The 22,055-nt window shown below is 60.3% G+C and carries 21 protein-coding genes; 13 read left to right on the forward strand and 8 right to left on the reverse strand.

All coding sequences use genetic code 11. From position 1 onward, the window contains the following. Positions 1 to 6: 6 nt before the first annotated feature. The 3 genes from ACMXYJ_RS05095 to exaC form a co-directional block, all read right to left on the reverse strand. On the reverse strand, positions 7 to 1,401 hold the full coding sequence (locus ACMXYJ_RS05095) for an ethanolamine ammonia-lyase subunit EutB (protein WP_415758988.1): 1,395 nt from the start codon (positions 1,399 to 1,401) through the stop codon (positions 7 to 9). A 201-nt stretch (positions 1,402 to 1,602) separates the two neighbouring features. Continuing rightward, positions 1,603 to 2,973, reverse strand: coding sequence for an ethanolamine permease (eat, locus tag ACMXYJ_RS05100; protein WP_046047379.1), 1,371 nt, complete (start codon positions 2,971 to 2,973; stop codon positions 1,603 to 1,605). Positions 2,974 to 3,166: 193 nt separating this feature from the next. After that, complete coding sequence (gene exaC / locus ACMXYJ_RS05105) at positions 3,167 to 4,687, reverse strand: acetaldehyde dehydrogenase ExaC (protein WP_024164580.1); 1,521 nt, start codon at positions 4,685 to 4,687, stop codon at positions 3,167 to 3,169. A gap of 442 nt (positions 4,688 to 5,129) precedes the next feature. Between exaC and ACMXYJ_RS05110 the strand changes: the two genes are divergently transcribed. The 4 genes from ACMXYJ_RS05110 to ACMXYJ_RS05125 all read left to right on the forward strand — a co-directional run bounded on the left by ACMXYJ_RS05110 (position 5,130) and on the right by ACMXYJ_RS05125 (position 9,400). After that, positions 5,130 to 7,049, forward strand: coding sequence for a sigma-54-dependent Fis family transcriptional regulator (locus tag ACMXYJ_RS05110; protein WP_415758989.1), 1,920 nt, complete (start codon positions 5,130 to 5,132; stop codon positions 7,047 to 7,049). A 95-nt stretch (positions 7,050 to 7,144) separates the two neighbouring features. Then, positions 7,145 to 8,494: a UDP-N-acetylmuramate:L-alanyl-gamma-D-glutamyl-meso-diaminopimelate ligase gene (gene mpl, locus ACMXYJ_RS05115; RefSeq protein ID WP_008152785.1), complete on the forward strand. Its 1,350-nt coding sequence runs from the start codon at positions 7,145 to 7,147 to the stop codon at positions 8,492 to 8,494. Next, entirely contained in the window at positions 8,491 to 9,123 is a 633-nt protein-coding gene (ubiX, locus tag ACMXYJ_RS05120) for a flavin prenyltransferase UbiX (RefSeq protein WP_415758990.1), read from the forward strand. The genes mpl and ubiX overlap by 4 nt, the downstream gene beginning before the upstream one ends. After that, positions 9,116 to 9,400 carry a YceK/YidQ family lipoprotein gene (locus ACMXYJ_RS05125; protein WP_415758991.1) on the forward strand — a complete coding sequence of 95 codons (285 nt, stop codon included), beginning with the start codon at positions 9,116 to 9,118 and terminating at the stop codon, positions 9,398 to 9,400. The genes ubiX and ACMXYJ_RS05125 overlap by 8 nt, the downstream gene beginning before the upstream one ends. An 85-nt stretch (positions 9,401 to 9,485) precedes the next feature. On the opposite strand, the gene ACMXYJ_RS05130 is transcribed toward ACMXYJ_RS05125, so the two are convergent. From ACMXYJ_RS05130 to ACMXYJ_RS05140, 3 genes are all read right to left on the reverse strand, one after another. Further along, positions 9,486 to 10,127, reverse strand: coding sequence for an oxidoreductase (locus tag ACMXYJ_RS05130; protein WP_415758992.1), 642 nt, complete (start codon positions 10,125 to 10,127; stop codon positions 9,486 to 9,488). A 27-nt stretch (positions 10,128 to 10,154) separates the two neighbouring features. After that, positions 10,155 to 11,873: a C13 family peptidase gene (locus tag ACMXYJ_RS05135; protein ID WP_415758993.1), complete on the reverse strand. Its 1,719-nt coding sequence runs from the start codon at positions 11,871 to 11,873 to the stop codon at positions 10,155 to 10,157. Positions 11,874 to 11,985: 112 nt separating this feature from the next. Beyond that, complete coding sequence (locus ACMXYJ_RS05140; RefSeq protein WP_008152797.1) at positions 11,986 to 12,441, reverse strand: MaoC family dehydratase; 456 nt, start codon at positions 12,439 to 12,441, stop codon at positions 11,986 to 11,988. 195 nt (positions 12,442 to 12,636) lie between these two features. Here ACMXYJ_RS05140 and ACMXYJ_RS05145 point away from each other — a divergent pair, with 195 nt between their 5' ends. From ACMXYJ_RS05145 to ACMXYJ_RS05160, 4 genes are all read left to right on the forward strand, one after another. Next, positions 12,637 to 12,999, forward strand: a complete 363-nt coding sequence (locus ACMXYJ_RS05145) for a CidA/LrgA family protein (RefSeq protein WP_415758994.1) — start codon at positions 12,637 to 12,639, stop codon at positions 12,997 to 12,999. After that, complete coding sequence (locus tag ACMXYJ_RS05150) at positions 12,996 to 13,712, forward strand: LrgB family protein (RefSeq protein WP_415758995.1); 717 nt, start codon at positions 12,996 to 12,998, stop codon at positions 13,710 to 13,712. The genes ACMXYJ_RS05145 and ACMXYJ_RS05150 overlap by 4 nt, the downstream gene beginning before the upstream one ends. Positions 13,713 to 13,722: 10 nt before the next feature. Next, positions 13,723 to 14,313: an LON peptidase substrate-binding domain-containing protein gene (locus tag ACMXYJ_RS05155; RefSeq protein ID WP_008152802.1), complete on the forward strand. Its 591-nt coding sequence runs from the start codon at positions 13,723 to 13,725 to the stop codon at positions 14,311 to 14,313. Between the two features lie 122 nt (positions 14,314 to 14,435). Then, positions 14,436 to 14,594, forward strand: a complete 159-nt coding sequence (locus tag ACMXYJ_RS05160) for a hypothetical protein (protein ID WP_415758996.1) — start codon at positions 14,436 to 14,438, stop codon at positions 14,592 to 14,594. A gap of 144 nt (positions 14,595 to 14,738) precedes the next feature. Here ACMXYJ_RS05160 and ACMXYJ_RS05165 read toward each other — a convergent pair whose 3' ends face one another. Together ACMXYJ_RS05165 and ACMXYJ_RS05170 are read right to left on the reverse strand one after the other, a co-directional pair. Then, the gene (locus ACMXYJ_RS05165; protein WP_415758997.1) at positions 14,739 to 16,055 is read right to left on the reverse strand and encodes a bifunctional DedA family/phosphatase PAP2 family protein; all 1,317 of its coding nucleotides are present in this window, start codon (positions 16,053 to 16,055) and stop codon (positions 14,739 to 14,741) included. A 177-nt stretch (positions 16,056 to 16,232) separates the two neighbouring features. Continuing rightward, complete coding sequence (locus tag ACMXYJ_RS05170; RefSeq protein WP_415758998.1) at positions 16,233 to 16,931, reverse strand: DNA-3-methyladenine glycosylase; 699 nt, start codon at positions 16,929 to 16,931, stop codon at positions 16,233 to 16,235. A 189-nt stretch (positions 16,932 to 17,120) separates the two neighbouring features. Between ACMXYJ_RS05170 and ACMXYJ_RS05175 the strand changes: the two genes are divergently transcribed. From ACMXYJ_RS05175 to mrdA, 5 genes are all read left to right on the forward strand, one after another. Beyond that, positions 17,121 to 18,392 carry a glutamate-5-semialdehyde dehydrogenase gene (locus tag ACMXYJ_RS05175; protein WP_415758999.1) on the forward strand — a complete coding sequence of 424 codons (1,272 nt, stop codon included), beginning with the start codon at positions 17,121 to 17,123 and terminating at the stop codon, positions 18,390 to 18,392. Between the two features lie 64 nt (positions 18,393 to 18,456). Next, positions 18,457 to 19,083 carry a nicotinate-nucleotide adenylyltransferase gene (gene nadD, locus ACMXYJ_RS05180; protein WP_415760681.1) on the forward strand — a complete coding sequence of 209 codons (627 nt, stop codon included), beginning with the start codon at positions 18,457 to 18,459 and terminating at the stop codon, positions 19,081 to 19,083. A 72-nt stretch (positions 19,084 to 19,155) separates the two neighbouring features. Next, positions 19,156 to 19,650: a ribosome silencing factor gene (gene rsfS, locus ACMXYJ_RS05185; RefSeq protein ID WP_033054148.1), complete on the forward strand. Its 495-nt coding sequence runs from the start codon at positions 19,156 to 19,158 to the stop codon at positions 19,648 to 19,650. Positions 19,651 to 19,659: 9 nt separating this feature from the next. After that, positions 19,660 to 20,127, forward strand: a complete 468-nt coding sequence (rlmH, locus tag ACMXYJ_RS05190) for a 23S rRNA (pseudouridine(1915)-N(3))-methyltransferase RlmH (RefSeq protein ID WP_415759000.1) — start codon at positions 19,660 to 19,662, stop codon at positions 20,125 to 20,127. A gap of 10 nt (positions 20,128 to 20,137) precedes the next feature. Continuing rightward, on the forward strand, positions 20,138 to 22,033 hold the full coding sequence (gene mrdA / locus ACMXYJ_RS05195; protein WP_415759001.1) for a penicillin-binding protein 2: 1,896 nt from the start codon (positions 20,138 to 20,140) through the stop codon (positions 22,031 to 22,033). Positions 22,034 to 22,055: the final 22 nt, after the last annotated feature.

The following is a 22,055-nucleotide window of genomic DNA, read 5'->3' on the forward strand; positions in this document are numbered from 1 at the left end:
CAACACTCATCCCAGTTGCCCCATCGCTTGGCGGAAAGCCGGCGGCAGGCTGTCGCCGAAGTGAATCTTGCCGTCTGTCTGGGTGAAAATGCCCATTCTCGCCAGCCACTGTTCGAATTCCGGCGCCGGTTTCAGGCCCAGCGTCTGGCGGGCGTAAAGGGCGTCGTGGAACGAGGTGGTCTGGTAGTTGAGCATGATGTCGTCGGAGCCGGGGATGCCCATGATGAAGTTAATTCCGGCCACGCCCAACAGGGTCAGCAGGGTGTCCATGTCGTCCTGATCGGCTTCGGCGTGGTTGGTGTAACAGATGTCGCAACCCATGGGCACGCCCAGGAGCTTGCCGCAGAAGTGGTCTTCGAGGCCGGCGCGGATGATCTGTTTGCCGTTGTAGAGGTATTCCGGGCCGATGAATCCTACAACCGTGTTCACCAGGAACGGTTTGAAATGTCGCGCCACGGCGTAGGCGCGGGTTTCGCAGGTCTGTTGATCGATGCCATGGTGGGCGTTGGCTGACAGGGCGCTGCCTTGGCCGGTCTCGAAATACATCAGGTTCTGGCCCAGAGTGCCGCGATTCAGGCTCAAACCGGCGTCATAGCCTTCCTGCAGCACGTTCAAGTTGATACCGAAACTGGCGTTGGCCGCCTCGGTGCCGGCGATCGACTGGAACACCAGGTCCAGCGGAACGCCGCGATTTATTGCCTCAATGGACGTGGTGACATGCGTCAGCACGCAGGCTTGGGTCGGAATTTCGTAGCGCTGGATAATCGCATCGAGCATTTCCAGCATGGCGCAGATAGAGGCGATGCTGTCGGTGGCCGGGTTGATGCCGATCATCGCGTCGCCGTTGCCGTACAGCAGGCCGTCCAAAATGCTCGCGGCGATGCCGGCCGGTTCATCGGTGGGGTGATTGGGTTGCAGGCGTGTGGATAACCGGCCGCGCAAACCCATCGTGCCGCGGAATTTTGTAACTACACGGATTTTTTGCGCCACCAGCACCAGATCCTGCACGCGCATGATCTTCGACACGGCAGCGGCCATTTCCGGGGTCAGACCGGGCGCGAGGGTGCGCAGGCTCTGTTCGTCGGCGGCATCGCTGAGCAGCCAGTCGCGGAAGCCGCCGACGGTGAGGTGGCTGACGGCGGTGAATGCTTGTTTGTCGTGAGTGTCGATGATCAGTCGGGTGACTTCATCGGCCTCGTAAGGAATGAGTACTTCTTGCAGGAAGTGGCTGAGCGGGATGTCGGCGAGGGCCATCTGCGCGGCCACACGCTCGCCATCGTTGAGGGCGGCGACGCCGGCCAGAAAGTCCCCGGAGCGCGCCGGACTGGCCTTGGCCATGACGTCCTTGAGACTCTCGAAACGATAGGTCTGGGCACCGACGGAATGGGCAAATGCGGCCATGGGACGGAGTTCTCCTGATCTATAAATAATTCAAATACACCACCGAACCATTGTGGGAGCGAGCTTGCTCGCGATAGCGGTGTGTCATTCAGCACATATGTCGGATGTAACACCGCTATCGCGAGCAAGCCCGCTCCCACAGGGGATTGTTGTGCACTTCAATATGGCAGGCGCCGGGAATCAGCCCGGCGCCGGTGCAACTCAGACGCCTTCGAGCATCGCGTCCGCCGGCGCATCGAAGCGCTGCTTGGCGGTCAATTGGAAATACAAGTAACCGACAGCCATAAACCCGAGGAACACACACCCGATCAGTGTGTTGAACCAGGCCATCGCCACCAGGCACACCACCGCCAGAAACAGCGCAATCCCCGGCACGATCGGATAACCCGGCGCGCGGAAGGTACGTTCAAGGTTCGGCTCGGTTTTCCGCAGTTTGAACAGGCTCAGCATACTGATGATGTACATCACGATGGCACCGAATACCGACATGGTGATCATCGCTGCCGTCAGGGTCATGCCTTGCAGGTTGACCAGGCCGTCGCTGTAGATCGCCGCGATGCCGATCACGCCGCCGGCCAGGATCGCCCGGTGCGGAGTCTGGAAGCGCGAGAGCTTGGCCAGGCCGCGAGGCAGGTAACCGGCCCGGGCCAGCGCAAAGAATTGCCGTGAGTAGCCGAGAATGATCCCGTGGAAGCTCGCCACCAGACCGAACAGGCCGATCCACACCAGCATGTGCATCCAGGACGAATTGTTGCCGACCACTGCTTTCATCGCCTGCGGCAACGGGTCGTTGATGTTCGACAGTTGACGCCAATCGCCTACGCCGCCTGCCATCACCATCACGCCGATGGCCAGGAACACCAGGGTCAGAATGCCACTGACATAAGCCCTGGGAATCGTGCGTTTCGGGTCCTTGGCTTCTTCGGCCGCCATCGCCGCGCCTTCAATCGCAAGGAAAAACCAGATCGCAAAGGGGATCGCCGCAAAGATGCCAGGGATCGAGCCCATGGTGAACTCGTTGGCGCCCGACCAGCCGTTAAGCGCGAAATTACTGAAGCTGAAGCCCGGCGCAACGACGCCCATGAACACCAGCAACTCGGCGACTGCCAGCACGGTGACCACCAGTTCAAACGTCGCGGCGATGCTGACGCCGAGGATATTCAAACCCATGAACACGAAATAGGCGCCAACGGCGGCGATCTTCGGGTCCAGTTCCGGGTATTGCACGTTGAGGTAGGCGCCGATGGCCATGGCAATCGCCGGGGGCGCAAAGACGAACTCGATCAGCGTGGCGATGCCGGCGATCAGTCCGCCTTTCTCACCAAAGGCCCGCCGGCTGTAGGCAAACGGCCCGCCGGCGTGGGGAATCGCGGTAGTCAATTCGGTGAAGCTGAAGATGAAACAGGTGTACATCGTCGCCACCATCAGCGCGGTGACGAGGAAACCCAGGGTGCCTGCGGTGCCCCAGCCGTAACTCCAGCCGAAATACTCGCCGGAAATCACCAGGCCGACGGCAATGCCCCATAAATGCAGGGTGCCGAGTGTGGGTTTGAGCTGTGTAGTAGAAGTCATAAGTCCTCGCTGTCTTTTTTATTTTTTGATTTGTTGGACTTTCAAGTGCGACGTTTTCGTGTAAAGCGGGCACGCAAAGCTCGTGCCAGAGCGGCAGGGCAATGTTCGGTGTGTCATTGAGGACGCCATCGCGAGCTTGCTCGCGATGGCCATCTGAAGGGCGACGCAGCAACCTCTGCATCGCCCCCGGTTTTTAGAAGAAGCCCAACGGATTGATGTCGTAGCTCACCAGCAGGTTTTTGGTCTGCTGATAGTGGTCGAGCATCATTTTGTGGGTTTCACGGCCGACGCCGGACTTCTTGTAACCGCCGAACGCAGCGTGCGCCGGGTACAGGTGGTAGCAGTTGGTCCAGACACGTCCGGCCTTGATGGCGCGGCCCATGCGATAGGCGCGGTTGATGTCGCGGGTCCACAGACCGGCGCCGAGGCCGAACTCGGTGTCGTTGGCGATGGCCAGCGCTTCGGCTTCGTCCTTGAAGGTGGTGATGCTCACCACCGGGCCAAAGATTTCTTCCTGGAACACACGCATTTTGTTGGTGCCCTTGAGCAGGGTCGGCTGGATGTAATACCCGGTCGCCAGGTTGCCCTCGAGTTTTTCCACCTTGCCGCCAGTCAGCAGCTCGGCGCCTTCGCCCTTGGCGATTTCCAGGTACGAAAGGATTTTGTCGAATTGCTGCTCGGACGCCTGGGCGCCGACCATGGTGTCGGTGTCCAGCGGGTCGCCACGTTTGATCGACAGCACTTTTTTCATCACGACTTTCATGAAGTCGTCGTAGATCGACTCTTGCACCAAGGCGCGGGACGGGCAGGTGCAGACTTCGCCCTGGTTGAAGAACGCCAGCACCAGGCCTTCGGCGGCCTTCTCGATGAAGGACGGTTCGGCCTTCATGATGTCTTCGAAGAAGATGTTCGGCGACTTGCCACCCAGCTCCACGGTGGACGGAATGATGTTTTCGGCGGCGCATTTCATGATGTGCGAGCCGACCGGGGTCGAGCCGGTGAAGGCGATCTTGGCGATGCGTTTGCTGGTGGCCAGGGCTTCGCCGGCTTCTTTGCCGAAGCCTTGCACCACGTTCAGCACGCCCGGCGGCAGCAGGTCGCCGATCAGTTCCATCAGCACGGTAATGCCCAACGGGGTCTGTTCGGCAGGCTTGAGTACCACGCAGTTACCGGCGGCGAGGGCCGGGGCGAGTTTCCAGGCGGCCATCAGGATCGGGAAGTTCCACGGAATGATCTGCCCGACCACGCCCAGTGGTTCATGGATGTGATAGGCCACGGTGTTGCCATCGATCTCGGCGGCGCTGCCTTCCTGGGCGCGGATGCAACCGGCGAAGTAACGGAAGTGGTCGGCGGCCAGCGGGATGTCGGCGTTGAGGGTTTCACGCACGGCTTTGCCGTTGTCCCAGGACTCGGTGATTGCCAGGACTTCCAGGTTCTGTTCGATGCGGTCGGCGATTTTCAGCAGCACCAGCGAGCGAGCCTGGGCGGACGTGGCGCCCCAGGCATCAGCCGCCGCGTGGGCAGCGTCCAGGGCCTTTTCGATGTCTTCGGCCGTGGAGCGCGGGAATTCGGCAATCGGTTGGCCATTCACTGGCGAGGTATTGGTGAAGTACTGACCTTTAACAGGCGCGACGAACTCGCCGCCGATGTAGTTACCGTATTTGCTCTTGAACGAAACGATAGCGCCTTCAGTACCGGGGTGAGCGTAACGCATGATATTTCTCCTTGGCTTTTGTACTTATAAGGATCAGTACGCAAACGGCCTGCGCGACGATCATGCTGCGTTAAAAACAGGCTCGGAATGCTCATTTAGGTTCCCTAAACTCCGCTTCCTCGCCTGTTTTTGCCTTGCCTGATCGCCGCTCGGCGAGTTTTCGTACCGATCCTGCGGAGGCGCATGTGCGCTTGTTATAAGCGTAGAGCAAAGGTCGGGCCACTGCCTTGTAGGTAAGGAAAATCAAGGCCTTACGCGGTTTATGTCGGACCGACGGCCTCTGCCTGTGACGGTTTTGGTACGGCCCCGGTGACACTTTGTACCGCTTCTGGCACAGCATGTGACGGGTCGGTCTCGCCAGCATTGCAATGCGCCGATGGCAGGAGGATGCTGGGCGTCACCTCAAGCACGGGTCGCCGAGCCCCGGGGAGAACAATAAGAAATGCACGACAACCATTTGAGTCGCCATGCCCAGCAGGTCCTGACTGTCACTCAGGGCAAATCCCACCTGCACGGTCCCGGCAGCGATCCGTCGATTGCCCGTTCCTGGCTGCGTTGTCTTGAGGATTATCACCTCGACCCGGCCCTGACCATGGCGCCGACGGTGCTGGAACATGGCCGCGTACTGGAAAGCCGCGAGCGCTTGCAGCAAGTGCTGCACATCGCCGGCAGCGAAATGACCAGCCTTCATCAGCAACTCTCCGGCGCCGGCCACGCGGTCCTGCTGACCGACGCCCGCGGCGTGATCCTCAATTGCGTTACCGCACCTGCCGAGCGGAGGATTTTCGAGCGCGCCGGCCTCTGGCTCGGGGCTGACTGGAGCGAAGCCTGCGAGGGCACCAACGGCATTGGCACCTGTCTGGTGGAGCGTCAGTCCCTGACCATCCACCAGGACGAGCACTTTCGTGGCCGCCACACCGGCCTGACCTGCTCGGCGAGCCCGGTGTTCGACCCGCATGGCGAACTGCTGGCGGTGCTCGACGTGTCCTCGGCGCGTCACGAAGTCTCGCGTCAAAGCCAATTCCACACCATGGCGCTGGTCAATCTTTCGGCGAAGATGATCGAGAGCTGTTATTTCCTGCGCTATTTCGACAATCAGTGGTTGCTGCGTTTTCACCTTCAGGCCGAATCCGTCGGGCTGTTCAGCGAAGGGTTGCTGGCGTTTGACGGGGAAGGGCGGATCAGTGCGGTCAACCAGAGTGCGCTGAACCTGCTGGGGCATATTCGCGGTGGGTTGCTGGGCAAACCGGTGGAGGCGTTTTTCGACTGCTCGCTGGATGAATTGCTCGGCCGCGCCAGCGTCAATGCCAGCGCCAGCTGGCCGTTGCGCACGCGCGACGGACGGAGCCTGTTTGCGCTGTTGCGCGGGCAGCCACGCAGCATTCCGGTGCCGGTGGTGCAAAGTGCTGTGATCGCCGCACCTTCGCGTTTGTCGGGCATCTGTCTGGGCGATACAGGGTTGCAAGAGGACTTCCGCAAATCCTTGCGCGTTTTCGAGCGGGACGTACCGCTGCTGATCAACGGCGAAACCGGGTCCGGCAAAGAAGCGTTTGCCAAAGCCGTCCACCAGGCCAGCCAGCGAGCAGAAAAAGCCTTCGTCGCCCTCAACTGCGCCGCCATCCCCGAAAGCCTGATCGAGAGCGAACTGTTTGGCTATCGCGGCGGCAGTTTTACCGGTGCGCGCAAGGAAGGCATGCGCGGCAAGTTGCAACAGGCTGATGGCGGGACACTGTTCCTCGATGAAATCGGCGACATGCCCTTGGCTATGCAGACCCGGCTATTAAGGGTGCTGGAGGATCGTCAGGTGGTGCCGATCGGCGGTGAGCCGGAATCGGTCAATGTGCGGATCATCAGCGCCACTCACCGTAACTTGCTGGAGCGGGTGCAGGACGGCAGCTTCCGCGAGGATTTGTATTACCGGCTCAACGGGCTGGAAGTTGCGCTGCCGGCGCTGCGTGATCGCAGTGATAAGTCTCAGTTGCTCGACTTTTTGTTGGCCGAAGAGGCGGGCGGGGAAACCGTACTGATCGACGGTCCGGCACGCCAGGCGTTGCTGGCCTTCGCCTGGCCGGGGAACGTGCGGCAGTTGCGCAATGTGCTGCGCACGTTAGCGGCGCTGTGCGACGGTGGGCGGATCGGACTGGAGGATTTGCCGGCGATGATTCGTCAGGCTCGGCCGGTTCCGGTTGTTGCCGTTGAAGAGCCGTCGGACTATCCGCTGGATGACGCTGAGCGGCTGGCGTTGCTGAATGCGCTGGAACAGACGCGCTGGCATATGACCCATACGGCTGAACAACTTGGCGTCAGCCGTAACACCCTTTACAGAAAACTGCGTAAACACGGCATCGCCCGTTCTGCGTGACTGATCGTTCCCACGCGTGGGAACGATCATTAAAGACAGAGTGCGAATTTTCCCACCCTAAGCTAACCTGCGGCCATGTTTTACGAGGTCGACTAATGCACATTCATATTCTTGGTATCTGCGGCACTTTCATGGGTTCGATGGCGGTTCTGGCCAAAGAGCTGGGCCATCATGTGACGGGCTCTGATGCCAACGTCTATCCGCCAATGAGCACTCAGCTGGAGGCCCAGGGCATTGAGTTGACCCAAGGCTATGACCCGGCGCAGCTCGATCCGGCACCGGATCTGGTGGTGATCGGCAATGCCATGTCCCGCGGCAACCCGGCTGTCGAATACGTGCTGAACAAAGGCCTGCCGTACGTCTCCGGCCCGCAATGGCTGTCAGATCACGTGCTGCAAGGTCGCTGGGTGCTGGCCGTCGCCGGTACTCACGGCAAAACCACCACCAGCAGCATGCTCGCCTGGGTGCTGGAACACGCGGGCATGAGCCCGGGTTTCCTGATCGGTGGCGTGCCGCAAAACTTCTCGGTGTCCGCTCGTCTGGGTGACACGCCATTCTTCGTGATTGAAGCCGACGAGTACGACAGCGCATTTTTCGACAAGCGCTCCAAGTTCGTTCACTACCGCCCGCGCACGGCGATCCTGAATAATCTGGAATACGATCACGCCGACATCTTCCCCGATCTACCGGCCATCGAGCGGCAGTTCCACCATTTGGTGCGGACCATCCCGAGCGAAGGCCTGGTGATCCACCCGACCACCGAACCTGCGTTGCAGCGTGTGATCGAGATGGGCTGCTGGACCCCGGTGCAAACCACCGGCGCCGGCGGTCAGTGGCAGGTCAAACTGCTGAGCGAAGACGGCTCGAAATTCGAAGTGATGTTCGAAGGTGTCGCTCAAGGTGTGGTCGAGTGGGACATGACCGGCCAACACAACGTCGCCAACGCCCTGGCCACGTTGGCTGCGGCCCGTCACGTCGGTGTTGTGCCGTCCATGGGCATCGCTGCGCTGAGCGCATTCAAAAGCGTCAAGCGCCGGATGGAGAAAGTCGCGGAGGTCCGTGGCATTACCATCTATGACGACTTCGCTCACCATCCGACGGCCATTGCGACGACCCTTGACGGTCTGCGCAAGCGCATCGGCGATGCACCGTTGATTGCGATCATCGAGCCGCGCTCCAACTCCATGAAGCTCGGTGCTCACCGCGACGGCTTGCCGGAAAGCGTGGTCGATGCCGATCAGGTGATCTGGTACGCGCCGGCCAACCTCGGTTGGGATCTGGGGGCGACTGCTGCGTTGTGCACCGTGCCGTCGATCGTCAGCGATTCGCTGGAAGGCATCATCGAGCGCGTGAAGAGTCAGGCCCAGCCCGGCACTCACGTGGTGATCATGAGCAACGGCGGCTTCGGTGGCCTGCACGGCAAACTTGCCGAGGCGCTGCAATGAACAACAGCCCGGAACGCATCACGCTGGCGATGACCGGTGCTTCCGGCGCCCAGTACGGTTTGCGCCTGCTTGACTGCCTGATTCGTGAAGACCGCGAAGTGCACTTCATGATCTCCAAGGCTGCGCAACTGGTGATGGCCACCGAAACAGACGTTACGCTGCCGCCGAAAACCCAGATGATGCAGGCCTTTCTCACCGAATACACCGGGGCTGCCGCCGGACAGATTCGGGTGTACGGCAAGGAAGACTGGATGTCGCCGGTGGCCTCGGGCTCCGGCGCGCCGGCAGCGATGGTGGTGGTGCCGTGTTCCACCGGGACTTTGTCGGCTATTGCGACGGGGGCCTGCAACAACCTGATCGAGCGTGCCGCCGACGTCACCTTGAAGGAGCGCCGTCAGCTGATTCTGGTGCCGCGTGAGGCGCCGTATTCGAGCATCCATCTGGAGAACATGCTCAAGTTGTCGAACATGGGCGTGACGATTTTGCCGGCGTCGCCAGGCTTTTATCATCAGCCGCAAACCATCGACGACTTGATCGATTTTGTCGTGGCGCGAATTCTCAATCTGCTGAACATTCCCCAGGACATGCTGCCGCGTTGGGGCGAACACCATCTGACCAGCGATGAATAAGCTGCTGGCGATTGTGCTGGCGCTGCAATTGGCTGGCTGCGCCACGGCGCGAACGCTTGATGCCGCCAAACCTGGTGCGCCGGTGGTGTATTCGGGGACGCGTCTGGATTTGTATGCCCTGAACGGCGGTTGCTGCGCCATGGACCGCTTCGGCGCCGAAGCCCCTAGCTACCCCGGCGTCGACCTGCCGGCCAGTGCGTTGCTCGACACGCTGCTGTTGCCGCTGTCGCTGCTTACGGTGATCGGGGTCAGTTTTCAGGCAACGGGCGGATTGTAAAAAGCAAAAGATCGCAGCCTTCGGCAGCTCCTCAGGTGTACGCAATACCAATGTAGGAGCTGCCGAAGGCTGCGATCTTTTGATCTTATTTACCTAACTTGCGCAACTCATCCGACTCCACAATCCGCACCCCATCCTGCTCTTCCAGCGCCAGTCGCCACATGGCGCGGGCCAGTTGGCAGGCTTCGATACCGCGGTATTTGCCGGGGATCAAGCGGGACAAAGGCCCGACGAATTGCTCAGCCATACGCGGTTCCATACGCTCGCCCAGCAGCAGCGAAGGTCGGCAAATGGTCAGTTGCGGCCAGTCCTGCGCGCGCAATGCATATTCCATCTCGCCTTTGACCCGGTTGTAGAAAATAGGGGATCTGCGATCAGCCCCCAATGCACTGATCACGATCAGGTGCCGAGCGCCCATCTCCCGTGCACGTTTGGCGAACGCCACCACCATGTCCAGGTCCACCGCGCGAAACGCCTGTTCCGAGCCGGCTTTCTTGATGGTGGTGCCCAGGCAGCAGTAGGCGATGTCGACGCGACCATTCAGTTGCGGCAGAAACTCCGCTGGGTCGCCGACCGGGTTTTCCAGATGGGGGTGCTCGGCCAGTGGCCGGCGTGAGGGCGCCAATACCCGTGAAATCGTGGGCTCATTGAGCAGACGGTCAAGAAGATGTTCACCGGTCAAACCGGTAGCTCCGGCAAGCAGTACGTGCTGAGGCGTCAAGTACATAGTGTTTCCCCCTTGATACTATTCAGCTTAGTTGTTCTTTGCGTCCTTGCTGCCGGTAGAGACACTTTGCAACGCCTTTCGTGCTTGCTGTTTGCGTAATAGCTGCCAGTGAGAGAGAACTGTTTTCGGCGCCCAGATCTGCGGTTCAGAGGCTTCGAAGCTGTCCGCCAGTTCGCGTTCCGCAACGGTGGCCTTGGCCAGTTTGAAGGCTTGCTCCAGGTCGTCGGTCTGGTTCAGTGCCTGGGCGAACAGCGCATCGCCGAAGTAGGTGAAGTTGGCTTCTTCCGAGCAACCGAAGGACACGCGGTCAGCGCGCGAGGCGGTCATGATCAGGGTGCGTTCATCCTTGAGCGCGGGAATGAAGCCACCGGAGTAGCAGGACGAAATCACGATGATCTTGTCGCGGTTTTTCAGCGGAGAGAGCACTGCGGCGAGTTCGTCGGCCGGCAGATCGGACAGTTCCATGCGCGGCTGGTCGAGTACCAGTTCGTGTTCGCTGGTGCCGTGGCTGGTCAGGTAAATGAAGATCAAGTCTTCCGGGCCACTGCGTTCGGCCAGGGCGGCAGCGGCGCGGCGCAGGTTTTCCCGGGTGGCCATCGGCCGGTCGACGAGGTGGTCGCGATGGTTCACCAGGCGGATCTGGCCAAACGCACCAAAGCGACTGTTGAGCATGTTGCTGACGTAATCGGATTCGCGCAGGAACACGCTTTGCTTGCCGTCACCGCCGAGTGTCAGGGTGTACAACTCGACTGCCGGGGTCGAAGCCGGCACGCTGGACAATGCATCGTCGAGCAAACGGCCCTGGGCCAGCAAACCGAGTTCCAGGCTGTCGGGCAGCAACTTGCCATCGGCATCGCGAACACGCTGGCCATTGATCCACGTACCGCTTTGCACCGTGCCGTCAGTCAGCACCAGGGTGCCGCGCCCCGAGTAACTGTCACCGTCAAACTGGCCGATGTAGAAGCTGCCGTCAGACAGGTTCAATCGACCTTGGCCGGTGAAGCGCCAGTCACTGAACTGGCCAATGTAATGGCTGCCGTCGGCGCCGATCAACTCGCCCTTGCCGTTCAGCGTTCCTTCCTTGAATTGACCGAGCCAGACATCACCGTCGGCGTTCTCGTAGCGGCCCTTGCCGTGCAGTTGGTTGTTCTTGAAGCCGCCGACATAGATATCGCCATCGGCGCTGTTGAAAGTCCCATTGCCTTCGAGCTGACCGTCAACGAAATGCCCGGTGAACTGATTGCCGCTGGCGTCGCCGCGTTGGCCTTCGCCGTTGGGTTTGCCGTGGGCGAACTGGCCCTGATACGAGCTGCCGTCTTCGAGTTCGAGACGACCGAGCCCTGAATATTGATCGGCCTTGAATTCACCGCGGTAGGTCATACCGTTTTCTTTGAGGGTGCCTTCGCCGTCCCGTCGACCGGCTTTGAAACCGCCGGTGAAGCTGCTGCCGCTGGTGGTCAGTGTGCCCTTGCCGTCGAACAGCCCCAGATTGAATCCCCCGCGATAGACTTCGCCGTTGCTGCCGTGCCATTCGCCCTGGCCATGCCATTGGCCCTTGTCGAAATCGCCGGCGTACCAGCTGCCGTTCGGGTAATCGATACGGCCCTGGCCTTGCAGCAATCCGTTGACCAGTTCACCGCGATAGCGTCCGCCGTCCGGCAAGCGGGCGTCGGGGGGCAACAGCGATTCGCCGTCGCCGCAAGCGGTGAGCAATAGGGTCAGAGCGAGGAGTGCAAGTGGGCGCATAGCGGGATCCGGGCAATTAGGCGACCGAGTATGCCGCAGCTGTTTGACCTTATATAGCCAGGAAACAGGAGAGGGTGCGAAACAGCGTGAGCTGCTTCGCATCCGGGATGGGTTACACGAAGCAGAGCGACAGTGGCTCGGCGATGTAGGCCGGTTTGTCCGAGCCTTCGATCTCAAGCGTGGCGGTGGCCTTGAGCAGCCATTGGCCGGGTTTCTTCTCGGTGACTTCGTTCATGTCGACCTTGAGTCGTACCCTGGAATTGACCTTCACTGGCTGGATGAAACGCACGGTATCCAAGCCGTAGTTGACCACCATCTTCGCCCCTTCAGGCAGGATCAGGATGTCTTCCATCAGTTTGGGGATCAGCGACAGCGACAGGAAACCGTGTGCAATGGTGCTGCCAAATGGCGTTTGCGCGGCTTTGACCGGGTCGACGTGGATGAACTGATAGTCCCCTGTGGCTTCGGCGAACAGGTTGATGCGCTCCTGATCGATGGTGAGCCATTCGGAACGTCCGAGTTCCTTGCCGACATAATCTTTGAGCTCTGCAACGGGAACATAGGGCATTGAGACTCTCCTTGGGTTCATCGGTTTTATAGTTTTGAGGTGGGGGGATTTGACCTCCCGGATTACCACTTTAGATCAACATGGCAAATGGCTCCGGTCAACTGACCATGATTTTGGCGAATGCCGGTCTATAGCGTTGACGTGCTTATAATGCTCGGCCCGCTTGTGCGGGATGATATTGGCGGGAGATGACGGATGTTGTTACGTGGCCTGACCTGGCTGGTGCTGTTCCAATTGCTGGGCACAGCCATCAACCACTTGTTTTTACCGATCCTGCCGGGGCCGATTGTCGGGCTGCTATTGCTGCTGGTGTTCCTGATCAGCCGTGGCCAGGTCGGAGAACCGCTGAACCTCGCGGCGAGCAGTCTGCTGCGTTACCTGCCGTTGCTGCTGGTACCGCCAGCCGTGGGTGTGATGGTTTATGCCAAAGACATTGCCGCAGATTTCTGGGCCATCGTCGGCGCGCTGGTGTTGTCACTGTTGCTGTCCCTGGCCTTCGCTGGCGTGCTGATGCAAAGCATGGTCAAGCGTCACGCTCATCGTGAGGACGGCCAATGATCCTCGACTGGCACGGCGCCTGGGCGTCGGTGATTCATCATCCGTTGTTCGGTATCGGCATTACGCTGGGTGCTTATCAGCTGGTGCTGGCGGCGTACGAGAAAACCCGCTGGATCTTTTTGCAACCGGTGCTGGTCTCGATGCTGCTGGTGATCGGCGTGCTGGTGGGTTGCGGGCTGACCTATGCCGAGTACCGCAAGAGCACTGAGATCCTCAGCATCCTGCTGGGGCCTGCGACCGTTGCGCTGGCTGTGCCGCTGTACCTCAATCTGCGACGCATTCGGCAGTTGTTCTGGCCGATATTTACTACGCTGGTGATAGGTGGCGTCGTCGCCACTGGCATGGGCGTATTGCTGGGCTGGTCGTTTGGTGCCGAACACATGATCCTGATGACCATGGCGCCGAAGTCGGTGACGTCGCCGATTGCCATGCTGGTGGCGGAGCAGATCGGTGGTGTTGCGGCGCTGGCGGCAGTGTTCGTGTTGATTACCGGGGTGATCGGGGCGATATTCGGGCCGAGTCTTTTGACCCGCCTGGGTGTGCACAGCCCTGAGGCGCGCGGTATGGCACTGGGCATGACGGCGCACGCGGTCGGCACTGCGGTGGCCATGCAGGAAAATGAAGAGTGCGGCGCCTTCGCGGCGCTGGCGATGAGTCTGATGGGCGTGGCCACGGCAGTTTTCCTGCCGTTGGCGGTGTCGATGGTGGTGTAAGGAAATGTCTATGAGCTTGCCGCTTTTTCCGCTGAACACGGTGTTGTTTCCTGGCTGCATCCTCGATTTGCAAATCTTCGAGGCGCGCTACCTGGACATGATCAGTCGCTGCATGAAACAGGGCGGCGGCTTCGGCGTGGTGTGCATCCTCGACGGCGAAGAGGTCGGCATCGCCCCGGCGGGCTACGCGCTGGTCGGATGCGAGGCGCTGATCACTGATTTCAAACAGCAGGACAATGGCTTGCTGGGCATTCGGGTGCAGGGCGGACGGCGTTTCCACGTGTTGCGCACCGAGATTCAGCGCGATCAGCTGACCGTCGCCGAGGTCGAGTGGCTGGAGGACGAACCTGAGCAACCGCTGCAGGACGAGGACGCCGACCTGGTTGCGCTGCTCAAAGCTTTGGCCGAACACCCGATGGTCGAAGCGTTGAACATGGGTACTGAGGCAACCGGGCAGCAGTCACTGGCCAATCAGTTGGCGTACCTGTTGCCGTTTGCCGAAGTGGACAAGATCGACCTGCTGCAACTCGATGATCCGCAGCAGCGACTGGATGCGATTCAGGCGCTGCTGGATGAGTTGCAGGGTGAGTTGTTTGCTTAGTTGCATTTTGATGCAACTAAGCTAGACGGGTACTGTTGCCTTTATCGCCTGCTTTAATTAAATTAAGTTTCGCTTGCATGAAGCGGGTGGTTAACTAATTAAATTAAAATGGATGTTGATAGATGACTATTTATTCGAATGAAAAAGCACTCTGGGAAGCGGTAGCAGTTGGATACATGCTGGCAAAGTACTCGAGCAGTTCCCGTGAAGAAACGGCCGAATTCGCGGGCAAATTGGCCGATGCCCTGGTGCTGGAAATGCGTAGGCGTGAGCGCGCTTAAATAGCGTTCTGCCACGTATTGCACGTGCAGTAAAAACCCCATTTTGAGAATGGGGTTTTTTATGGAAGGGTGTTTTATTTGCCTGCTGTTAGTTAGTGGTTGTACGAAACACTAATATGTTTCTCCAGTCGTAAGTTTCGACAGTCAATAGGCATACCGCAACATAGCGTGCGGTAGATGCCGTAATGCGAAGAATGCAAACAATGCAGTCAATGCCGGCAACACCAGCCACCAAACCTTGAGCGGCATGGCATTCAGCGGCGTCCGTCGCTGACTCAGCCACAGGCTCGCCGCGCAGACACACGCCGCCAACATCGCACCGGCCAGTACATCTGATGGCCAGTGCGCGCCCAGATACACCCGCGACAAAGCGATGGCCAGTGCCGGCAGGCAACCCAGCAGCAGCCAGGTCAGGCGCATCCGCAGTGGTTGGCCGCGGCCAGCCAACACTGCCAACGTCAAGAAAAGTGCAAAGGCACCCGAAGCGTGGCCACTGGGCATGCTGTAACTGACCAGCGGATCACTCAATACTTCCGGGCGCACGCGGGCGAAAAACTGTTTGGTGAACGTGTTGCCGAGTGCAGTGCAGAGCAGGGTGCCGCCCGCAAAAATTGCCTGCCGCCATTGGCGTGTGATCAGCAGCAAGCCGGTCAGCAGGGCGCTGAACATCAGCATATTGCGGAATTCGCCGATCAGGGTGAACGTCACGGCCACTTCATCGAGTGTCGCGCTGCGGTGTTCCTGCACGAGGGTCATCACGCCTTGATCGAGGGCGGTCAGGTATGGATAGCCAATAAACAGGCCCAGCAGAATCAACGACCCCAGGCCCGCTATATAGGCGGTAGCGTGGCGATGTCGGCGCAGGCTACTGGTGACGCTCAAACCGATCATCACCGCGATGCTACCGGCAACGATCCCGGCCTCGGGCCAGAAACCCTCTGGCAACGGCAGGCGAATCGCCGCCCCCGTTGCCCAGCCGGGCAGCAGATAGGCAACGGTCCAGCCAGCGGCGGCCAGCAGACTGACGGCGGCGAAGCGCGGGAAGGGCATGTCGAACATCCCCGCGACCATCGGCAACATCGGCCGCAGCGGACCGATGAAACGCCCGACCAACAGGCTGGCGATGCCGTAGCGCTGGAAATACGCCTCGGCCCCGGTGATCCATTCCGGATGATGGCGCAACCCTGGCAGGCGCCGGATGTTCTGATGGAAATGTCGTCCGAGGAAGTACGAAATGATGTCGCCCAGCACGCCGCCGAGGAACCCCAGCAGCAGCGTTTCGCCCAGCGACAGCGCACCGCTGCCGGCCAGTACCGCGACGGCAAACAGCAACACCGTGCCGGGCACGATCAGCCCGGCAATCGCCAGGCATTCCACACAGGCCACTATAAACACCGCCGCGGCCAGCCATTGCGGGTTGACCGTCAACCAACCGGTCACGCTATCGAGCCATGGGCCCATAAAAACAACTCCATCGACTATTCAATTGGTCCCAAGGGACGAACACAATCTTCAAAACACTATAAATCCCCTGTGGGAGCGGGCTTGCTCGCGAAAGCGGACTGACAGTCAACATTGATATCGACTGGCATGGCCCCTTCGCGAGCAAGCCCGCTCCCACAGGGGGATTTTCATTGTTCATGTCAGCAAAAAATAATCGCGACCTTCGACCTGCCCCCGTCGCAGCGGGTTGCGCGTGCAATACGGCGCGTAAGCCGCATCGACGAAGCGGTACATCAAATGCTCATCGCGCCCGTGCGGAATGCCCAGGCGCGTGGTTTGTATGATGTGAGCCGGCGCCGGGCCGACATCCTCCACCAGCAGCACTTCATGGTCGAAGCGCTTGGCGTCCCACACCGGCACCTTCAGGCCCAGCGCCTTGCAAAGCAAAGTCTGTCCGGCGCAAAGCTTTTGCGAGGGGCGAGGGCGACCTTGGGCGTCGGGATTGTTCAACAGCATCTGCGCCAGGCTCGCCGGCCCGCTCAAGTCATCAATCCATGGATAGGCGGATTTGATCAGCACTGCATTGCCCGGACCCTGGGCGCTGAAGTTCAGGGAATCGCCGCCACGGGCGTAGTACATATAGATGTGGCCGCCATCCAGAAACAAAGCCTTACGTTTTTCTGTGTAGCCGAGGGAGGCGTGGCTGCCTTTTTCTTCGAAGTAATAAGCCTCGGTCTCGATAATCCGGGCGCTGAGCCACAGGTCACCGACCCGGTGACGGATGACTTTGCCGAGTAAATCCTGGGCCAGCGTTTGGGCATCTCTGTCGAAAAAAGCGTCCGCGAGCCCCTCGGGCAGGCTCGTTGTGGACGTGGGAACAGTCAGGTTAGTCATGATGAACGGCGTTTATCAGGGCTGATTGAGTCGCGATGATAACAATTTGCAGCTTAATCACGGCTGAACGTCGGCAAATTGCCCTCCATTTCGACCATCCGCCCGTCACCGCTGTTAGTCCCGGGACGCGACAGCTATAATCTGCCGCTTTACTCTTTACCAAGATCTTAGCAAAGACCACTCCAGACCATGACTGAGTCCGTTCTTGACTACATGACCCGATTGGGTCGCGCTGCCCGCGAAGCTTCTCGCGTCATCGGCCGTGCCAGCACCGCGCAGAAAAACCGCGCCTTGCAGGCTGCTGCCAATGCGTTGGACGCCGCACGCGCCGAGCTGACGGCTGCCAATGAACTGGATTTGGCCGCTGGCCGCGCCAATGGTCTTGAGCCTGCATTGCTTGAGCGTCTGTCGCTGACCCCGGAACGCATCGACGGCATGATCGTCGGTTTGCGTCAGGTAGCGGCTCTGCCGGACCCGGTCGGCGCGATCCGCGACATGAGCTTTCGGCCATCGGGCATTCAGGTCGGCAAGATGCGCGTGCCGTTGGGCGTGATCGGGATCATCTACGAATCCCGGCCGAACGTGACCATCGATGCCGCCAGCCTGTGCCTGAAGTCCGGCAACGCGACCATCCTGCGTGGCGGCTCCGAGGCGATTCATTCCAACCGTGCCATTGCCGCCTGCATCCAGCGCGGTCTGGCCGAAGCCGAACTGCCTGCTGCCGTGGTGCAAGTGGTCGAAACCACTGATCGCGCCGCCGTTGGCGCGCTGATCACCATGCCTGAATACGTCGACGTTATCGTGCCCCGTGGCGGCCGTGGCCTGATCGAGCGCGTTAGCCGTGACGCCCGCGTGCCGGTTATCAAGCATCTGGACGGCATCTGCCACGTTTACGTCAGTGCCCATGCCGATCTGCCGAAAGCCCAGCGTATCGCGTTCAACGCCAAGACTTACCGCTATGGCATCTGCGGTGCGATGGAAACGCTGCTGGTTGATCAAACCGTTGCCAAAGATTTCCTGCCTTCGATGGCGGCACAGTTCCGCGAAAAAGGCGTCGAGCTGCGCGGTTGCGAACGCACCCGGGCGATCATCGAGGCGGTGGCGGCCACTGAAGAAGACTGGAACACCGAGTACCTGGCGCCGATTCTTTCGATCCGTGTGGTCGACGGGCTGGACCAGGCCATCGAACACATTAATAAGTTCGGCTCCCATCACACCGATTCGATCGTCAGCGAAAACCTTGCTGACACCCGGCGTTTCGTCGCGGAAGTCGATTCGTCGTCGGTGATGATCAACACCCCGACATGCTTCGCCGATGGCTTCGAATACGGATTGGGTGCCGAGATTGGCATTTCTACTGATAAGCTGCACGCCCGCGGCCCGGTGGGCCTCGAAGGTCTGACCTGCGAGAAGTACATCGTGGTCGGTGATGGCCAGTTGCGCGGCCAGGCGTCGGACTGACTTGGGCGACCACGACCTGGCAGCCCCGGTAACCGCCAGCGAGCCTGCGCCTCGACGCATTGGCATGCTGGGCGGAACCTTCGACCCGGTGCACATCGGCCATTTGCGCAGTGCGCTGGAAGTCGCCGGATCGCTGGCGCTCGATGAACTACGTCTGACACCCAGTGCCAGACCGCCTCATCGCGGTACGCCGCAGGTGTCGGCGAAAGACCGTCTGGCGATGGTCGAGTGCGCGGTGGCCGGTGTGGCACCGTTGGTGGTGGACGCCCGCGAATTGCAGCGGGACAAACCGTCCTACACCATCGACACCCTGGAACTGATGCGCGCAGAACTTGCCGCCGAAGACCAGGTTTTTCTACTTTTGGGCTGGGACGCATTTTGCGGCCTGCCCACTTGGCACCGCTGGGAAGAGTTGCTCCAGCATTGCCACATCCTGGTGCTGCAACGCCCGGATGCCGACAGCGAACCGCCGGATGCCTTGCGCAATCTGTTGGCGGCACGCTCGGTGAGCGACCCGCTGGCCCTCAAAGGGCCGAGCGGACAGATTGCATTCGTCTGGCAGACACCGCTCGCGGTATCCGCCACCCAGATCCGTCAACTGCTGGCCAGCGGTAAGTCGGTACGTTTCCTGGTGCCCGACGCGGTCCTGGCCTACATCGATGCGCACGGTCTCTACCGTGCGTCGAACTGAAAAAGGGCGCGCTTCAAAACACGTGAACGCGTGTACCGAAGCGCCCGAACATACGAGCAAAACGAGTTTTATATGACGAACAAAGACGTAACTAAAGTAAAGCGCAAAGGCACGTTCAAGAGCGCCCCGCTGCCAGTAGAAGTTCCAACCGGCCCTGAACTGCGCGGCGAAGAGCTGGTCAAGGTTGCTGTAGCGGCCCTGGAAGACGTGAAAGGCCAGGACATTCAGGTCATCGACGTTCGTGAAAAGCAGAGCATCACTGATTTCATGATCATCGCTACCGGTACGTCCAACCGCCAGATCGGCGCGATGCTGGATAAGGTCCGCGAGGCGGTCAAAGCCTTGGGCGTCAAGCCGCTGGGTGAAGAAGGCAAGGGCGACAGCGACTGGGTCCTGCTGGATATGGATGACGTCATCGTGCACATGATGACCGCTTCGGCTCGTCAGTTTTACGACCTGGAGCGTCTGTGGTCCGGTGCAGAACAGAGCCGTGCTCTGAACGCGGCTCACCACAGCCCGGAAAACACCCATGAGCATTTCGTCAAGCTCAACAAAGACCAGCAATAAGGGACCGCTGTGCGACTGCGACTGATCGCCGTCGGTTCACGCATGCCCAAGTGGGTGGAAGAAGGCTGGCATGAATATGCCAAGCGTCTTCCGTCCGAGCTGGCGCTGGAACTGGTGGAAATACCGCTCAACACCCGTGGCAAGAACGCCGACGTGGCGCGCTTCATCCGTCAGGAAGGCGAAGCCATGTTGGCCAAGGTCGGGCCGAACGAGCGTGTTGTGACCCTCGAAGTCCATGGCAAGCCCTGGAGCACCGAGCAGCTGGCAGTCGAGCTCGATCGCTGGCGGCTGGACTCGCGCACGGTGAATTTCATGGTCGGCGGCCCCGAAGGGCTGGCGCCGGAAGTCTGTGCCCGAGCCGATCAGCGCTGGTCATTGTCGGCGTTGACGTTGCCGCACCCGCTGGTGCGAATTCTGATCGGCGAACAGCTGTATCGTGCCTGGACAGTCCTGTCCGGCCACCCTTACCACAAGTAGTTCTGCCCTCATGCCCCAGCCGATCCGCATCAAGGACCACGAAAAAGACGCCCGTCTGGTGCGTGGCCGCGTCGTGTTCGGGGCAATTGCGGTCGTGACGCTGATCGCTGTGCTGATCGCGCGGCTGTATTTCCTTCAGGTGATCCAGTACGAGTACCACTCGACCCTGTCGGAAAACAACCGTGTCCATGTGCAGCCGATTCCGCCGACTCGGGGCTTGATCTTCGATCGCAATGGCGTGGTGGTGGCGGATAACCGGCCTAGCTTCAGCCTGAGCATGACCCGCGAGCGCTCCGGCGAATGGCAGCAAGTGCTCGACGTGATCGTCGAAGTGCTGGAGCTGACACCCGAGGATAGGGTGATCTTCGAGAAACGCATGCGTCAGGGGCGTCGGCCGTTCGAGCCGGTGCCGATCCTGTTCGAGCTGACCGAAGAACAGATCGCCCGCATCGCGGTGAACCAGTTCCGTCTGCCGGGTGTGGAAGTGGTCGCGCAGCTGGTTCGTCACTATCCGCAGGGCCCGCACTTTGCGCACTCGGTGGGATATATGGGGCGGATCAACGAGAAAGAGCTCAAGTCTCTGGACCCGGTGAGTTACAGCGGCACCCATCAAATTGGCAAAACTGGCATCGAGCGCTTCTACGAGCCCGAATTGCACGGTCAGGTCGGTTACGAAGAAGTCGAGACCAACGCCCGTGGCCGCGTGCTGCGGGTACTCAAACGTACCGAACCGATTTCCGGCAAGGACATCGTCCTGAGCCTGGACATCAAATTGCAGGAGGCCGCCGAAGCTGCACTCGGCGGTCGCCGTGGCGCAGTGGTGGCGCTGGACCCGAAAACCGGCGAAGTCCTGGCGATGGTCAGTGCACCGAGTTTCGATCCGAACCTGTTCGTCACCGGCATCAGTTTCAAGGCCTATTCCGAGCTGCGCGATTCCATCGACCGGCCACTGTTCAACCGCGTGCTGCGCGGCCTGTATCCGCCGGGCTCGACCATCAAACCGGCCGTGGCAATTGCCGGCCTGGATTCTGGCGTCGTGACCGCGTCGAGTCGGGTGTATGACCCCGGCTATTACCAGTTGCCCAACTACGATCACAAATACCGTAACTGGAACCGTACCGGTGACGGCTACGTCGATCTGGACACGGCGATCATGCGGTCCAACGACACCTACTTCTACGACCTGGCCCACAAGCTGGGAATCGATCGCTTGTCGGCGTACATGAGCAAGTTCGGCATCGGCCAGAAGGTTTCGCTGGACATGTTCGAAGAGTCGCCGGGGCTGATGCCAACACGTGAATGGAAGCGTGCAACCCGGCGTCAGGCCTGGTTCCCGGGTGAAACGCTGATTCTGGGGATCGGTCAGGGCTACATGCAATCAACTCCCTTGCAACTGGCCCAGGCCACGGCGCTGGTCGCGAACAAGGGTGTCTGGAACCGTCCGCACCTGGCCAAGACCGTCGAAGGCGAGCGGCCGAAGGATGACAACCCGATGCCGGACATCATCCTGCGTGACCCGTCCGACTGGACCAAGGTCAACCACGGCATGCAACAGGTGATGCACGGTGCCCGGGGTACGGCACGCAAAGCGGCGATTGGCGCGCAATACCGCATCGCGGGCAAAAGTGGTACGGCCCAGGTCGTCGCGATCAAGCAGGGCGAGAAGTACGACCGCTCCAAGGTTCAGGAACGCCATCGCGACCACGCCTTGTTCGTCGGCTTCGCACCCGCCGACAACCCGCAAATCGTGGTGTCGGTGATGGTCGAGAACGGCGAGTCCGGTTCCGGCGTCGCCGCGCCCGTGGTGCGTCAAATCATGGACGCCTGGCTTCTGGACCAGGACGGTCGGTTGAAGGCCGAGTACGCCAGCCCTATCAGTGCGGAGGCTACGGCCCGTGAAGAGTAATTTTGATCGCATCCTCTCCAGT

Source organism: Pseudomonas arabinosi, from assembly GCF_047758675.1.
Lineage (GTDB): Bacteria > Pseudomonadota > Gammaproteobacteria > Pseudomonadales > Pseudomonadaceae > Aquipseudomonas > Aquipseudomonas arabinosi.

What these genes read in the sequence shown, in the direction of transcription:
- ACMXYJ_RS05110 (WP_415758989.1), top strand. Translation starts at nt 5,130, where the DNA reads ATGCACGACAACCATTTGAGTCGCCATGCCCAGCAGGTCCTGACTGTC.
- rsfS (WP_033054148.1), top strand. Translation starts at nt 19,156, where the DNA reads ATGACGAACAAAGACGTAACTAAAGTAAAGCGCAAAGGCACGTTCAAG.
- exaC (WP_024164580.1), bottom strand. Translation starts at nt 4,687, where the DNA reads ATGCGTTACGCTCACCCCGGTACTGAAGGCGCTATCGTTTCGTTCAAG.
- ACMXYJ_RS05135 (WP_415758993.1), bottom strand. Translation starts at nt 11,873, where the DNA reads ATGCGCCCACTTGCACTCCTCGCTCTGACCCTATTGCTCACCGCTTGC.
- ubiX (WP_415758990.1), top strand. Translation starts at nt 8,491, where the DNA reads ATGAACAACAGCCCGGAACGCATCACGCTGGCGATGACCGGTGCTTCC.
- ACMXYJ_RS05175 (WP_415758999.1), top strand. Translation starts at nt 17,121, where the DNA reads ATGACTGAGTCCGTTCTTGACTACATGACCCGATTGGGTCGCGCTGCC.
- ACMXYJ_RS05155 (WP_008152802.1), top strand. Translation starts at nt 13,723, where the DNA reads ATGAGCTTGCCGCTTTTTCCGCTGAACACGGTGTTGTTTCCTGGCTGC.
- mpl (WP_008152785.1), top strand. Translation starts at nt 7,145, where the DNA reads ATGCACATTCATATTCTTGGTATCTGCGGCACTTTCATGGGTTCGATG.
- ACMXYJ_RS05150 (WP_415758995.1), top strand. Translation starts at nt 12,996, where the DNA reads ATGATCCTCGACTGGCACGGCGCCTGGGCGTCGGTGATTCATCATCCG.
- nadD (WP_415760681.1), top strand. Translation starts at nt 18,457, where the DNA reads ATGCTGGGCGGAACCTTCGACCCGGTGCACATCGGCCATTTGCGCAGT.
- ACMXYJ_RS05140 (WP_008152797.1), bottom strand. Translation starts at nt 12,441, where the DNA reads ATGCCCTATGTTCCCGTTGCAGAGCTCAAAGATTATGTCGGCAAGGAA.
- ACMXYJ_RS05145 (WP_415758994.1), top strand. Translation starts at nt 12,637, where the DNA reads ATGTTGTTACGTGGCCTGACCTGGCTGGTGCTGTTCCAATTGCTGGGC.
- mrdA (WP_415759001.1), top strand. Translation starts at nt 20,138, where the DNA reads ATGCCCCAGCCGATCCGCATCAAGGACCACGAAAAAGACGCCCGTCTG.
- ACMXYJ_RS05125 (WP_415758991.1), top strand. Translation starts at nt 9,116, where the DNA reads ATGAATAAGCTGCTGGCGATTGTGCTGGCGCTGCAATTGGCTGGCTGC.
- eat (WP_046047379.1), bottom strand. Translation starts at nt 2,973, where the DNA reads ATGACTTCTACTACACAGCTCAAACCCACACTCGGCACCCTGCATTTA.
- ACMXYJ_RS05160 (WP_415758996.1), top strand. Translation starts at nt 14,436, where the DNA reads ATGACTATTTATTCGAATGAAAAAGCACTCTGGGAAGCGGTAGCAGTT.
- ACMXYJ_RS05130 (WP_415758992.1), bottom strand. Translation starts at nt 10,127, where the DNA reads ATGTACTTGACGCCTCAGCACGTACTGCTTGCCGGAGCTACCGGTTTG.
- ACMXYJ_RS05165 (WP_415758997.1), bottom strand. Translation starts at nt 16,055, where the DNA reads ATGGGCCCATGGCTCGATAGCGTGACCGGTTGGTTGACGGTCAACCCG.
- ACMXYJ_RS05170 (WP_415758998.1), bottom strand. Translation starts at nt 16,931, where the DNA reads ATGACTAACCTGACTGTTCCCACGTCCACAACGAGCCTGCCCGAGGGG.
- ACMXYJ_RS05095 (WP_415758988.1), bottom strand. Translation starts at nt 1,401, where the DNA reads ATGGCCGCATTTGCCCATTCCGTCGGTGCCCAGACCTATCGTTTCGAG.